The 14,191-nt window shown below is 69.8% G+C and carries 12 protein-coding genes; 1 reads left to right on the plus strand and 11 read right to left on the minus strand.

What is annotated here, in order from left to right; genetic code table 11:
* Positions 1-128 precede the first annotated feature (128 nt).
* The 8 genes from topA to bldG form a co-directional block, all read right to left on the minus strand.
* The gene (topA, locus tag ACZ7L6_RS14495) at positions 129-2,966 is read right to left on the minus strand and encodes a type I DNA topoisomerase (protein WP_471923629.1); all 2,838 of its coding nucleotides are present in this window, start codon (positions 2,964-2,966) and stop codon (positions 129-131) included.
* Positions 2,967-3,209: 243 nt separating this feature from the next.
* A complete protein-coding gene (locus tag ACZ7L6_RS14500) occupies positions 3,210-3,407 on the minus strand; it encodes a hypothetical protein (RefSeq protein ID WP_471923631.1) in 198 nt (65 codons plus the stop codon).
* Between the two features lie 186 nt (positions 3,408-3,593).
* Complete coding sequence (locus ACZ7L6_RS14505; RefSeq protein ID WP_471923633.1) at positions 3,594-3,728, minus strand: hypothetical protein; 135 nt, start codon at positions 3,726-3,728, stop codon at positions 3,594-3,596.
* Between the two features lie 207 nt (positions 3,729-3,935).
* Positions 3,936-5,471, minus strand: a complete 1,536-nt coding sequence (locus ACZ7L6_RS14510) for a DUF7059 domain-containing protein (RefSeq protein WP_471923635.1) — start codon at positions 5,469-5,471, stop codon at positions 3,936-3,938.
* A gap of 63 nt (positions 5,472-5,534) precedes the next feature.
* Positions 5,535-6,146 (minus strand): small secreted protein, encoded by a 612-nt coding sequence (locus ACZ7L6_RS14515; RefSeq protein ID WP_471923637.1) that lies wholly within the window; start codon positions 6,144-6,146, stop codon positions 5,535-5,537.
* A gap of 195 nt (positions 6,147-6,341) precedes the next feature.
* Positions 6,342-8,747 (minus strand): sodium-translocating pyrophosphatase, encoded by a 2,406-nt coding sequence (locus tag ACZ7L6_RS14520; protein ID WP_471923639.1) that lies wholly within the window; start codon positions 8,745-8,747, stop codon positions 6,342-6,344.
* 326 nt (positions 8,748-9,073) lie between these two features.
* A complete protein-coding gene (locus tag ACZ7L6_RS14525; RefSeq protein ID WP_471923641.1) occupies positions 9,074-9,511 on the minus strand; it encodes an ATP-binding protein in 438 nt (145 codons plus the stop codon).
* A gap of 121 nt (positions 9,512-9,632) precedes the next feature.
* Positions 9,633-9,974, minus strand: a complete 342-nt coding sequence (gene bldG, locus ACZ7L6_RS14530) for an anti-sigma factor antagonist BldG (RefSeq protein WP_003975386.1) — start codon at positions 9,972-9,974, stop codon at positions 9,633-9,635.
* A 163-nt stretch (positions 9,975-10,137) separates the two neighbouring features.
* On the opposite strand from bldG, the gene ACZ7L6_RS14535 reads away from it, so the two are divergent.
* Positions 10,138-12,957 (plus strand): DEAD/DEAH box helicase, encoded by a 2,820-nt coding sequence (locus tag ACZ7L6_RS14535; RefSeq protein WP_471923643.1) that lies wholly within the window; start codon positions 10,138-10,140, stop codon positions 12,955-12,957.
* On the opposite strand, the gene ACZ7L6_RS14540 is transcribed toward ACZ7L6_RS14535, so the two are convergent.
* From ACZ7L6_RS14540 to ACZ7L6_RS14550, 3 genes are all read right to left on the minus strand, one after another.
* Positions 12,863-13,258 (minus strand): Rv3654c family TadE-like protein, encoded by a 396-nt coding sequence (locus tag ACZ7L6_RS14540; RefSeq protein ID WP_471924574.1) that lies wholly within the window; start codon positions 13,256-13,258, stop codon positions 12,863-12,865. The genes ACZ7L6_RS14535 and ACZ7L6_RS14540 overlap by 95 nt on opposite strands.
* A 185-nt stretch (positions 13,259-13,443) precedes the next feature.
* Positions 13,444-13,827 carry a TadE family type IV pilus minor pilin gene (locus ACZ7L6_RS14545; RefSeq protein WP_471923645.1) on the minus strand — a complete coding sequence of 128 codons (384 nt, stop codon included), beginning with the start codon at positions 13,825-13,827 and terminating at the stop codon, positions 13,444-13,446.
* Positions 13,828-13,882: 55 nt separating this feature from the next.
* Positions 13,883-14,092: a DUF4244 domain-containing protein gene (locus ACZ7L6_RS14550; RefSeq protein ID WP_471923647.1), complete on the minus strand. Its 210-nt coding sequence runs from the start codon at positions 14,090-14,092 to the stop codon at positions 13,883-13,885.
* Positions 14,093-14,191: the final 99 nt, after the last annotated feature.

Here is a 14,191-nt window from a genome sequence, read left to right on the forward strand (position 1 = left end):
TGAAGGACCGGACCGTCAACCGGCCGCCGCCAGACCACGGTTGGCCCTCACGGAGACCGTCGGCCCTAGCGCGACGCGCGGTTCAGTCCACGCTCGAAGGACGGTTCGGTCCTCGTCCGACGGGCTGTTCAGTCCTCCGCCGCCGACTTGGCAGCCGTCGCCTTCTTGGCGGCCGTCTTCTTCGCCGTCGTCTTCTTCGCAGCCGTGGTCGTCTTCTTGGCCGCGGTCTTCTTGGCGGCCGTCTTCTTGGCCGGGGCGGCCTTCTTGGCGGTCGTCTTCTTCGCGGCGGCCTTCTTCGCCGTCTTCTTGGCGGGCCCCTTCGCGCGCTTCTCGGCGAGCAGCTCGAAGCCGCGCTCCGGGGTGATCGTCTCGACGCTGTCGCCGGAGCGCAGGGTCGCGTTGGTCTCCCCGTCGGTGACGTACGGCCCGAAGCGACCGTCCTTGACGACGACCGGCTTCTCGCTCACCGGGTCGGTGCCCAACTCCTTCAGCGGCGGCTTGGCGGCGGCCCGGCCCCGCTGCTTGGGCTGGGCGTAGATCGCCAGCGCCTCTTCGAGGGTGATGGTGAAGAGCTGCTCCTCGGACTGCAGCGATCGCGAGTCCGTGCCCTTCTTCAGGTACGGCCCGTAGCGGCCGTTCTGCGCGGTGATCTCCTGGCCCTCGGCGTCGGTGCCGACGACACGCGGCAGCGACATCAGCTTGAGCGCGTCGTCCAGCGTCACCGTGTCGAGCGACATCGACTTGAACAACGAGGCCGTACGCGGCTTCACGGCGTTCTTGCCGGTCTTCGGGGTGCCCTCGGGGAGCACCTCGGTGACGTACGGGCCGTAGCGGCCGTCCTTGGCGACGATCGTGTGACCGGTGGCCGGGTCGGTTCCCAGCTCGAAGTCGCCGCTGGGCTTGGCCAGCAGCTCCTCGGCCAGCTCGACGGACAGCTCGTCCGGCGCGAGGTCGTCCGGGATGTCCGCGCGCTGGTGCTGCTCGGTGTCCTTCTCGCCGCGCTCGATGTACGGGCCGTAGCGGCCGACCCGCAGCACGATGTCGTTGCCCACGGGGAACGACGACACCTCACGCGCGTCGATCGCGCCCAGGTCGGTCACCAGCTCCTTGAGGCCGCCGAGGTGGTCCCCGTCGCCGTTGCCGGCGTCGGCCGCGTCGCCGTTGCTGGTGCCCTCGCCGAAGTAGAAGCGCTTCAGCCACGGCACGGCCTGTGCCTCGCCGCGGGCGATGCGGTCGAGGTCGTCCTCCATCTTGGCGGTGAAGTCGTAGTCGACGAGCCGCCCGAAGTGCTTCTCCAGGAGGTTGACCACGGCGAAGGACAGGAAGGACGGGACGAGTGCCGTGCCCTTCTTGAACACATAGCCGCGGTCGAGGATCGTGCCGATGATCGACGCGTACGTCGACGGGCGGCCGATCTCTCGCTCTTCCAGCTCCTTGACCAGGGAGGCCTCGGTGTAGCGGGCCGGGGGCTTGGTCGCGTGCCCGTCGACCGTGATCTCCTCGGCGCTGAGGGCGTCGCCCTCGCTGACCTGCGGCAGCCGGCGCTCGCGGTCGTCCAGCTCGGCGTTCGGGTCGTCGGCACCCTCGACGTAGGCCTTCAGGAAGCCGTGGAAGGTGATCGTCTTGCCGGACGCGCTGAACTCGACGTCCCGCCCGTCGGCCGCCGCGCCACCGATCTTGACGGTGACCGAGTTACCGGTCGCGTCCTTCATCTGGGAGGCGACCGTCCGCTTCCAGATCAGCTCGTAGAGCTTGAACTGGTCGCCGGTCAGTCCGGTCTCGGCAGGCGTGCGGAAGCGGTCGCCGGAGGGGCGGATCGCCTCGTGCGCCTCCTGCGCGTTCTTGACCTTCCCGGCGTAGGTACGCGGCTGGGGCGGCAGGTAGTCGGCGCCGTACAGATGCGTGACCTGGGCACGAGCCGCGGCGATGGCGGTGTCGCTCAGCGTCGTGGAGTCCGTACGCATGTACGTGATGTAGCCGTTCTCGTACAGCTTCTGCGCGATCTGCATCGTGGCCTTCGCGCCGAAGCCGAGCTTGCGGCTCGCCTCCTGCTGCAGCGTCGTCGTACGGAACGGGGCGTACGGCGAGCGGCGGTACGGCTTGGACTCGACGGACCGGACCGAGAACCGGGTGTTCTCCAGGGCGGCGGCGAGGGCGCGGGCGTTCGCCTCGTCGAGGTGGAGGGTGTTCGCGCTCTTGAGTTGTCCCAGGGAGTCGAAGTCGCGGCCCTGCGCGACCCGCCTGCCGTCGACGGTCTGCAGGCGGGCGACCAGCGACGACGGGTCCGACGAGTCCCCCGCGCGGCCGGTCGCGAAGGTGCCCGTCAGGTCCCAGTACTCAGCAGAACGAAACGCGATGCGCTCGCGTTCCCGCTCCACGACAAGTCGGGTGGCGACGGACTGGACGCGGCCCGCCGACAGGCGCGGCATGACCTTCTTCCACAGGACCGGCGAGACCTCGTAGCCGTAGAGGCGGTCGAGGATGCGTCGGGTCTCCTGGGCGTCGACCAGCTTCTGGTTGAGCTGGCGCGGGTTGGCCACGGCGGCCTGGATCGCGGCCTTGGTGATCTCGTGGAAGACCATCCGCTTGACCGGGACCTTGGGCTTGAGCACCTCCTGGAGGTGCCATGCGATGGCTTCGCCCTCGCGGTCCTCATCGGTGGCGAGGTAGAGCTCGTCGGAGTCCTTGAGCAGGTCCTTGAGCTTCTTGACCTGGGCCTTCTTGTCGGCGTTGACGACGTAGATCGGCTCGAAGTCGTGCTCGACGTCCACGCCGAGGCGGCGGACCTCGCCGGTGTACTTCTCGGGCACCTCCGCGGCGCCGTTGGGGAGGTCGCGGATGTGCCCGACGCTCGCTTCGACTACGTAGCCGGGGCCCAGGTAGCCCTTGATCGTCTTCGCCTTGGCAGGCGACTCGACGATGACGAGTCGGCGGCCGCCCTGTGCGGTCTCGCTGGTCGGGGACAACTTCGCTCTTCTCTCCGGTCGACGCTGGGGCCTCCCCAGGCCTACATCCCGGGGTCAGGTAGGTGACGCTGCGGAGTGTGACGGTACATCCCGCCCCGTTGTCAAACGGGAAAAGCCCGCAACGGCCACTCGAACGGTAACCCGACTTCCGCCATTCCTGCCGCCCGGAGTGCCCACCGGCCTTTTCGAGCCTTTCCGGAAGACAGGCTCCCAATTATCGGCCCCGCAGCTCGCGGGCCGTTCTCAGAGGCGGGCGAAGCACCAGGTTCCGATGATCAACGCGGTCACCGAGACAAGGCCCGCGAGCGTCGCCGATGCGACAGGGCTCACACCGTGGGCGACGGGCTGACGCTGCCGTACCCGGACCGCCGTCCATACCAGCAGCCCGCTCCCGAACAGGGCGAACACGACCCCGGCGAAGATCGCCGGTCCCCTTTCCATGGTTCCGCTTGCCCCTTTTCTCCGCTCCGCGAGTGCCCAGCCCGGCGAGGCTGACACGCGCGGGCGGCGCACAGGCGAACCTCAGGTGAACGTGGGGCCGACAGCGCTGTGGACTCTCAGAGCCCCGAGGGCTCAGTGATCACGACCGCCTCATAGGCCCGGCTGCCATCACAGACCTCCTCAGCCTCAGATCTCACAGGCCGCGGGCATCTTTTCGGTCGTCTTCTTGCCGTCGGCTCTGCGGACCATGCACACGATCTTGTTGAAGCCCTCTTCCCGGTCCTTCCGGGACGCGATCCGGCCATAGCGCGCCCGTGCCATGGACGGTCCGCACGGGACCCGACGCCTGACCGACTTCAATTCGCTGCCGCGCCGGCGCATGCGTTTCGGCGGTCTCCGGTTCAGCTTGTCGGAGCCCTTCTTTTTGACCTTCTTCCTCACCCCTGGGCGAGGAATCTCCCGCGCGGTTCGCCCTGAACGTCCGTCAGCGGCGCCGAACTCCGTACGACCGCCGGGAGATCCACGGTCTCAGGCCGGTTCCAAGAACCCCTGCTCCACCAGCAACCGGATCTGCGCGGGCGTACGGTCGCGCAGCAACACCGGGTCCTCACCCATGAGTTGAGCGATCGCGTCAAGGATGCGGCCCGCGCTCAGCGAACCGTCGCACACGCCCGCGAACCCCGCGCCGACCGTGTCCACCTGGGTGGCCCGGCGCATGCCGCGGTGCTGGCGCAGCACGACGTGCTCCGGGTCCTCGGCGCCGGGCAGCCCGACCTGCTCCTGCACGACCTCGGCGACGAGCTTGAAGTGGTCCTCCAGCAGGGCGGCGTCATCACGCGCGCGCAGGTAGTCGAGCCGCTCGAAGTGCGCCCGGACCGTGCCCCCGAGCGGTTGTTCGACCGGATGTGGCCACTCCTCCACCGTGATCGAGGGCTCGGCGGCCGACGTCTTGCGAAGGGTGATCCACCCGAACCCCACGGCCTTCACCTTGCGCGCCTCGAACTCGTCCAGCCACGCGTCGTACCGCGCCTGGTACTCGGCCGCATCACCCCGGTGGTCGCCGGCGTCCCTGAGCCACAGCTCGGCGTACTGCGTGACGTCCTGGACCTCGCGCTGCACGATCCAGGCGTCGCACCCGCGCGGCACCCACGACCGCAGCCGGTCCTGCCAGTCCTCCCCTTCCACGTGCTGCCAGTTGGCGAGGAACTGCGCGAACCCGCCCTCGTTCAGCCGCTCCCCCGCCCCTTGAACGATCGACCGGCACAGATCGTCCCCGCCCATTCCCCCGTCGCGGTATGTCAGCCGCGCGCCCGGCGAGATCACGAAGGGCGGGTTCGAGACGATCAGGTCGTACGTCTCACCGTTCTTGAGCGGCTCGAACAGCGAGCCCTCGCGCAGATCAGCGGCCGGGGCGCCGGACAGCGCGAGCGTCAGCGCGGTGATGTGCAGCGCGCGCGGGTTGAGGTCGGTCGCCATCACGCGCGTGGCGTGCTGCGCGGCGTGCAGCGCCTGGATGCCGGAGCCGGTGCCGAGGTCCAGAGCGGAAGCGACGGGCGTACGGACGGTGATGCCGGCGAGGGTCGTGGAGGCGCCGCCGACGCCCAGGACGACGCCCTCGTCCTTGCTGCCGATGCCGCCCGCCCCGCCGACCGCACAGCCCAGGTCGGACACGATGAACCAGTCCTCGCCCCCGGGCCCGCCGTACGGCCGTACGTCCACGGTCGCGGCGAGGTCGTCACCGGAGTCACCACCGGCCCGGACCAGCCAGCCGCTCTCCAGGCACGCGTCGACGGGCAGAACGTCCGCCACGCGCGCGTGCGGCACGGGCTGCTGCAACAGGAACAGCCGTACGAGCGCCTCCAGTGGCGTGTCTCCGCGGGTCGCCCGGAGCGCGGGCACGGTCTCGCTCCGCGCGAGCGCCGCGTACGCGGGCGCACCGAGCAGCTCGAGCAGCCCGTCGGCGGTGAAGGAGGCCCCGAGCAGGGCATCGCGCAGCCGGGCGGCGACATCGGGGCGATCGGAGGCGGGCAGGGCAGGCAGGCCGGAGTTACTCACGCCCCTCATTGTGACGCGTGTCCACCCCCGCCCGCCCCGTGAGGCGGCTCGGCTGTCGCCCCGTGAGGCGGCTCAGCTGTCGACGGCCGGCGCGGACGCCGAAGAGACCGCCTGCTTGCAGCCCTCCTGCGACGTCAGCGCCTTCTTGGTGTCGCCGGACTCCAGCTTCTTCAGCGCCTTGACCGCGCTCTTGCGCTGGGTCTCCACCTGCTTCATCTCGGCCGAGACGTCCTTCAGGCCGGACGCGAACTTCGCCTGGTCCTTGGTGTTCAGCCCGTCGACCTGCTTCTTCAGGTCGGCGTAGGCCGCGGAGAGGTCGGTGAGCTGCTTGACGACGTCCCGCTGGACCTTCGCGCCGCCCTCGACGCCGGGAGGCGCCCCGGCGGTGTCGATGACGGTGGCGCGCGCCTTGTAGCCGTCGGCGAGGTCCTGGAAGGCCTGGGAGTCGGCCTGCTGGAGCTCCTTGGGCGTGCTGGTGGTGTCCTTGGCCGCCTTGGTGATCGCGACGTAGGCCGCCGAGATCTTCGCGTTCTGCGCCGGCACGGCGTCACAGACCTTCTTGGCCCAGGCGTCCAGCTCCGGGTTGCCCTCGTCGCCCGTGCATCCCGTCAGTGCCAGTGCCAGTACCGCACCGCCGGACAGTGCGGCCGCGAGCTTCTTGTTCACCGGATCGGTCCCTTCCATGGCTCTCGGCCCCCGGACTTTACACACCGGGCACAAGACACCCACACGCCGATTGCTCCTTGTATTACTTTTCGCGGCCTTTGCACCATGTGAGAGAAGGGTCACGGCGAGGGCGTGAACAAGCGCGAGACGGGCGGGCGGCACGCCAATGCGCGCCACCCGCCCGCCCGTTGAGCAGGGCCGTCGTAAGACCGCCTATGAAACCACCGCGGGGTCGACCGGTTTGGCCACCCTCTCGGCGTTGTCTTCGTCACCCATGGCGATACCGCGCCGCTTGGAGACGTAGACCGCGCCGACGATCACGAGGAGCGACAGTACGGCGATCGCGACCCGCACGCCGACGTTCTTGTCCTCGCCGTAGCTGAACTGGATGACCGCGGGCGCGATGAGCAGCGACACCAGGTTCATCACCTTCAGCAGCGGGTTGATCGCGGGTCCTGCGGTGTCCTTGAAGGGGTCGCCGACCGTGTCGCCGATCACCGTCGCGGCATGGGCCTCGCTGCCCTTGCCGCCGTGGTGGCCGTCCTCGACGAGCTTCTTGGCGTTGTCCCAGGCACCACCGGAGTTGGCGAGGAACACCGCCATCAGCGTGCCGGAACCGATCGCGCCCGCCAGGTAGGCGCCGAGGGCTCCGACGCCGAGCGTGAACCCGATGAAGATCGGCGCCATCACGGCGAGCAGACCGGGCGTCGCGAGCTCCCGGAGCGCGTCCTTGGTGCAGATGTCGACGACCTTGCCGTACTCGGGCTTCTCGCTGTAGTCCATGATCCCGGGCTTCTCGCGGAACTGCCGCCGCACCTCGTACACCACGGCACCCGCCGACCGCGACACGGCGTTGATGGCGAGCCCCGAGAAGAGGAAGACGACCGCCGCGCCCGCGACCAGGCCGACGAGGTTGTTGGGCTGCGAGATGTCCATCATCAGGCTCATCGGCGCGCCGTCGCCGCTGAGCTTCTCGCCGACGTCCCGCGCGCCGGTGGTGATGGCGTCGCGGTACGACCCGAAGAGCGCCGCTGCCGCCAGGACGGCGGTGGCGATGGCGATGCCCTTGGTGATGGCCTTGGTGGTGTTGCCGACGGCGTCCAGGTTGGTGAGCACCTGGGCGCCGGCGCCCTCGACGTCGCCGGACATCTCGGCGATGCCCTGCGCGTTGTCGGAGACCGGCCCGAAGGTGTCCATGGCGACGATCACGCCGACCGTGGTGAGCAGGCCGGTGCCAGCCAGCGCCACCGCGAACAGCGCCAGCATGATCGACGTACCGCCGAGCAGGAACGCCCCGTACACGCCGAGCCCGATCAGCAGGGCGGTGTAGACGGCCGATTCCAGGCCGACGGAGATGCCGGCGAGGACGACCGTCGCGGGACCGGTCAGCGAGGTCTTGCCGATGTCCATGACCGGGCGTCGGTTGGTCTCGGTGAAGTAGCCGGTCAGCTGCTGGATGACGGCGGCCAGCAGGATGCCGATCGCCACGGCGACGAGCGCGAGGATCCGCGGGTCGCCGTCCTTGGCCGCGATCGCCGTGTCGGTGACGCCGTCGAGGTCGGCGTACGACGACGGCAGGTAGATGAACACGGCGGCCGCGACCAGTGCGATCGAGATCACCGCGGAGATGAAGAAGCCACGGTTGATCGCCGTCATGCCGCTGCGGTCGCTGCGACGCGGTGCCACCGCGAAGATGCCGATCATCGCGGTGATCACACCGATCGCGGGCACGATCAGCGGGAAGGCGAGCCCCAAGTCACCGAACGCCGCCGACCCGAGGATCAGCGCGGCGACCAGGGTCACGGCGTACGACTCGAACAGGTCGGCCGCCATACCGGCGCAGTCGCCGACGTTGTCGCCCACGTTGTCGGCGATGGTCGCGGCATTGCGCGGGTCGTCCTCCGGAATGCCCTGCTCGACCTTTCCGACCAGGTCGGCGCCGACGTCGGCGGCCTTGGTGAAGATGCCGCCGCCGACACGCATGAACATCGCGATCAGCGCGGCACCGAGACCGAATCCTTCGAGCACCTTCGGCGCGTCGGCCGCGTACACGAGCACCACACAGGAGGCGCCCAGCAGACCGAGCCCCACCGTGAACATGCCGACGACGCCGCCCGTGCGGAAAGCGATCTTCATGGCTTTGTGCGAGACGGCGGTGAGATCCTTTTCCGGCTCTCCCGGCGCCGGGGTCGCTTCCCGTGCGGCCGCGGCGACACGCACATTGCTGCGGACGGCGAGCCACATGCCGATATAACCGGTGGCGGCCGAGAACGCGGCGCCGATCAAGAAGAACACCGATCGGCCGATGCGCTGATTCCAGTCGTCCGCGGGCAGCAGCATGAGCAGGAAGAACACGACGACGGCGAATACGCCGAGTGTGCGCAACTGCCGGGCCAGATAGGCGTTCGCGCCTTCCTGGACCGCTGCCGCGATCTTCTTCATGCTGTCGGTGCCCTCGCCCGCCGCCAGCACCTGGCGTACCAGGACGCCGGCGACAACGAGTGCCGCCAGTGCGACGACGCCGATGATCGTGATGATGATCCGGTTGTCGTCGGTCAGCACCGCGGCTGCGAGGGTTGTGGGGTGGTCAAGCTGATGAGGGGTAGAAAGCCCCGCCATTCGTCCTCCTTGACGCTTGGGCTGAGCTCAAGATGTGGACGGATTCTAGGTACCGGAACCTGATCAAAACAGAGCGCGGTAAACGGAATTGGCCTTCACATGCCGTTCAGCAAATGATCGACGTCAAGCCACTGAACCCGAAAGCGCTAATGCCCTAAAACCGTTGACGCCCACATTGACGCTTGATCAAATGATGGAGAGCTTGATCAATTATCAGAAGATCGATCGTGAATTCCTTCACGAATTCCCCCGCACTGCCCGAGTAAAACGCGAAGGGGCCCTGCTGAGCAGGGCCCCTTCGCGAAGAGGTGGGTTCGGTGGGTCGTTCAGGAGAGCACCGCGGCCGGCGGTGTGGTCGGCCAGGTCATGCGGATCAACCCGCCGTGCTCCCCGGCGGAGACCTCCACGTCGTCGACGAGACCGCTGATGACCGCGAGGCCCATCTCGTCCTCCTCGGTTTCCACGTCACCGTCGTCGCCCGCGGCGCCGGGTGCCCGCTCGCCGGGGACGATGTGCGGCGCCTCGTCGCCGACCTCGATGGAGAACTGTTTCTCCTCCTCGATCAGCGACACCTTCACCGGCGCCGTGATGCCGACGCTCTGATGCAGTCCGACGGCACGGCTGCAGGCCTCACCGACGGCGAGCCGGACCTCGTCCAGTACGGCCTCGTCCACTCCGGCCCTGCGCGCCACCGCTGCCGCCACCAGCCGGGCGGTCCTGACGTGCTCGGGCAGCGCGCTGAAGCGGAGTTCAACGGTGGCCATGCATCCCCCTCCGAACTACGGGCGTGCTGTCCGGAGGACCGGGCCGCCGAAAGCCCGATCCCCCTTCACTTCTTCACCTTCTGCCGCCCGGGCCCGCTGTGTGGCGGGCCCGGTCCGGTGGTCAGTCGGTCGCCGCCACCGCTTCCTCGACCGAGGTGTGGATCGGGAACACCTTGGTGAGACCGGTGATGCGGAAGATCTTCAGAATGCGCTCCTGGTTGCAGACCAGGCGCAGTGAGCCCTCATGGGCACGCACGCGCTTCAGGCCGCCGACCAGCACGCCGAGCCCGGTGGAGTCGAGGAAGTCCACGCCCTCCATGTCGACGACGAGGTGGAAACTCCCGTCGTTCACCAGCTCGACCAGCTGCTCGCGCAGCTTGGGCGCGGTATATACGTCGATTTCGCCACCGACCTCGACGACCGTACGATCGCCGACGGTACGGGTCGACAGGGACAGGTCCACGGATCCTCCAGCACCTTGCTATCGAGCGGTCGCCCCTCGGGACACCTCGGCTTGCAGCCCCCAGGACGGTTCGCCAGCCGCGATGGCATTCAATCACTTACCGGCAGGCGTGCACGACGCCTTGGTCCCATTGTCCGTCACGCCAGTGACACACTCGGTGCCGATGGCCAAGAATCACCGATCCGATCGATCCCCGACGGGCCCCGTATCCCGGGTGGACCCAGGCACGTTGCTGGGCCGACTCGCCTCGGGGCCGAGCCGGGCTTCGCGCATCACTCATACGGAGCATGTGCCCCCGCGCGAGGGTCGCCATGCCGTCTGGCCGGACCGGATCCGCGCGGAAGTCATCGCCGCGGTGCAGACCGCGGGAATCGAACATCCCTGGGCTCACCAGGCACGGGCTGCCGAGCACGCCCTGGACGGCGACTCGGTGGTCGTCGCCACGGGCACGGCGTCCGGCAAGTCCCTGGCCTACCTCGTGCCGGTCCTCTCGACCCTCCTGAACGGCTCGGAGGCCCCGAACGGCCGTGGCGCGACCGCCCTCTACCTGGCTCCGACCAAAGCTCTTGCGGCGGATCAGTGCCGCTCGGTGAAGGAACTTTCACATCCGCTGGGCAATTCCGTACGACCCGCTGTGTACGACGGCGATACTCCATTCGAGGAACGCGAGTGGATCCGCCAGTACGCCAACTACGTCCTCACCAACCCCGACATGCTGCACCGCGGCATACTCCCGTCCCACCCCCGCTGGTCCTCCTTCCTGAAGGCACTGAAGTACGTCGTCATCGACGAGTGCCACACCTACCGCGGCGTCTTCGGATCGCATGTCGCCCAGGTGCTGCGCCGCCTGCGCCGCCTGTGTGCCCGCTACGGCGCCTCTCCCGTCTTCCTGCTGGCCTCCGCGACCGCCGCCGAGCCCGCGGTGGCCGCCCGCCGCCTCACCGGCCTTCCGGTGGTGGAGGTCGCCGACGACGCCTCCCCACGCGGCGAGCTGGTCTTCGCCCTCTGGGAGCCCCCGCTCACCGAGCTCCAGGGCGAGAAGGGCGCCCCCGTCCGCCGTACCGCCACCGCCGAGACTGCCGACCTGCTGACCGACCTCGCCGTCCAGGGCACCCGTACGGTCGCCTTCGTACGCTCCCGGCGCGGCGCCGAACTGATCTCGGTCATCGCCCAGGAACGCCTCGCCGAGGTCGACCGCTCCCTCGCCCGGCGTGTCGCGGCCTACCGGGGCGGCTACCTCCCCGAGGAGCGCCGCGCCCTGGAGCAGGCCCTCCACTCCGGCGAACTCCTCGGTCTCGCCGCCACCACGGCCCTCGAACTCGGCATCGACGTCTCCGGCCTGGACGCCGTACTGATCGCCGGCTACCCGGGCACGCGCGCGTCCCTGTGGCAGCAGGCGGGACGGGCCGGCCGCTCCGGGCAGGGCGCGCTGGCCGTCCTGGTCGCCCGTGACGACCCCCTGGACACCTACCTCGTCCACCACCCCGAGGCCCTCTTCGACCGACCGGTGGAGTCGACGGTCCTCGACCCCGACAACCCGTACGTCCTGGCCCCGCACCTGTGCGCGGCGGCCGCGGAAATCCCACTGACGGACGAGGATCTGGCACTGTTCGGCCCCGAGGCCAAAGGGCTGCTGCCGCAACTGGAGGCCGCGAAGCTGCTGCGCCGCCGCACCAAGGCCTGGCACTGGACACGCCGGGAACGGGCCGCCGACCTCACCGACATCCGCGGCGGGGGCGGCCGCCCGGTCCAGGTGGTCGAGGCGGGGACAGGGCGGCTGCTCGGTACCGTCGACGCGGGCGCCGCGCACAGCACGGTGCACGAGGGCGCGGTCCATCTGCACCAGGGCCGTACGTATCTCGTGCGCACCCTCGACCTGGAGGACTCGGTCGCCCTGGTCGAAGAGGCCGCTCCGCCGTATTCGACGGTCGCCCGCGACACCACGTCGATCTCCGTGCTGGAGACGGACATCGAGATCCCGTGGGGCGACGGCCGCCTGTGCTACGGCTCCGTCGAGGTCACCAACCAGGTCGTCTCCTTCCTTCGTCGCCGACTCATCACGGGTGAAGTACTGGGCGAGACGAAACTCGACCTCCCTCCTCGTACGCTGCGCACACGCGCGGTGTGGTGGACGGTCACCGAGGACCAGCTGGACGAGGCCCGGATCAACCCGGAGATCCTCGGCGGCGCCCTGCACGCCGCCGAACACGCCTCCATCGGCCTGCTCCCCCTCTTCGCCACCTGCGACCGCTGGGACATCGGCGGCGTCTCGATCCCGCTGCACCCCGACACGCTCCTGCCGACGGTCTTCGTCTACGACGGCCACCCGGGCGGCGCCGGCTTCGCGGAGCGCGCCTTCCACACCGCCCGCGCCTGGCTCACCGCCACCCGCCAGGCCATCGCCTCCTGCGAGTGCGACGCCGGCTGCCCGTCCTGCATCCAGTCCCCCAAGTGCGGCAACGGGAACGATCCGCTGCACAAGAGGGGGGCCGTGCGGTTGCTCACGGTGCTGCTGCGGGGTGCGCCGGAGGAGAAGGGCGAGGCTGGAATGGGCGGGGAGGGGGAGCCCTCCCCGGCAGGGGACGCGGATGGCGCGGTTGGGGACTGGGGTGGCCTGGCGAGGGACGCGGATGACGGGGTCGTGGAGCGGGGTGGCCTGGCGAGGGACGCGGACGGCGGGGTCGGGGAGCGGGGTGGCCCGGCGAACGACGCGGACGGCGGAGTCAGGGACCAGGGCGCCCCGGCGAACGACGCGGACGGCGGAGTCAGGGACCAGGGCGCCCCGGCGAACGACGCGGACGGCGGAGTCAGGGACCAGGGTGACCCGGTGAGGGACGCGGTTGCTCCGGCCGGAGACGTGGTTGTCCCGAATGTGGCACCGGAACCGGTCACAGGGCCGGAGTCGACCGGTCCGTCTCCGCAGGGCCGGACGGCGGAGGCCCCTTCGGCAGGGCCGGGCCCGCAGGCCCCGCCCGCGCCCTGACCTCCGCGGCGAACGGCCCTCGGCCCGACGCCGCCGTCACGTCGGAGACCTCGCCCACCACCTCGCACCGCACGAGCCGCACGTCCTGAGCCCGTGCCACCCGCTCCGCACGGGCGCAGGCCGCCGGACCGCCCTCCGCCCAGTGGTCGGCCGCCGCAAGCGCCGCGAGATCCGCACCGCGTGCCGCGTGGTGCCGGGTCACAACGGCTTGGCCCAAGGCGAGTACGACGCCGAAGACGATGCAGAGCACGGTGATGGCGCCGACACTCCAGACGGTGGCCGAACCGCGGTCGGAACGCAGGTCGACGGCAAGCTTGCGGGGCGCGTGCCGGCCGGCGGCGGGCCTGACGTCGGTGCGCCGCCCTGTGCCGAAGCCCCATCGCCAGCCGACGCCGGAGAGCCGGTCAGGACTAGTACGCCGACCACCCGCCGCCCCACGCCCTGAGCGTCGCCCGGCGACGGATCCGCAGCCCACGGCGAACCCACTCATGTGCCCGCCCCCACCATCTCCTCCGCCGACGCGACAGCCTCCTCCCGCACCTCGAAGGGAAGCCCGCGCAGCAGCGGCGGCTTGGCCACGACGACCACGCGAACCTCATCCCCTTCCCGGCCGACCGTGACCGTCGCGCCACGCGGTGCCGCCTCACGAGTCACCTCGACGACCGCGTCGGCCGGATCCTGCCGGGCTGCCGCACGGGCACCCGTCCGGGCCGCGTCCACGCACTGGATCTGTGCGGCCACGACGAGCAGCCCCCACACCAACGCCATCGCGAACATCACCAGCACGGGCAGCACCACAGCCGACTCCGCCGTCACGAACCCCCGGTCCGACCTCCAGGCCGGCCCCCTAGCCAGCGCCAGATTCCGCATCCGCTCAGGCACCGTCCGCTCAGGCACACGCTCCGACCCAGGCCCGCCCTCCCGCTCACATCCGCGCATCGAGCGCCCGCTTCACGATGGCCTGCAGCTCCGCGCTGACCTGCCCGCTCGTCACGACCTTGTAGAGCACCACGGCGAACGCCACCGCCGCCACGATCCCCATCGCGTACTCGGAGGTGACCATCCCCGCGTCCCTCCGCACCCCGCGCACCCTGCACACCAGCCTGCGCATCCGTGCCCGTACCGCCTTGCACATCTCAACCCCCGTAAGACTCAGTCCTGTCGAAACCGGCTGCCGAACATCGGCTGCCGAACGTCTGTTGCTGAACGACTGCTGCTGAACAGCTGTCGCCGC

This window comes from Streptomyces sp. NPDC107522 (assembly GCF_055657525.1).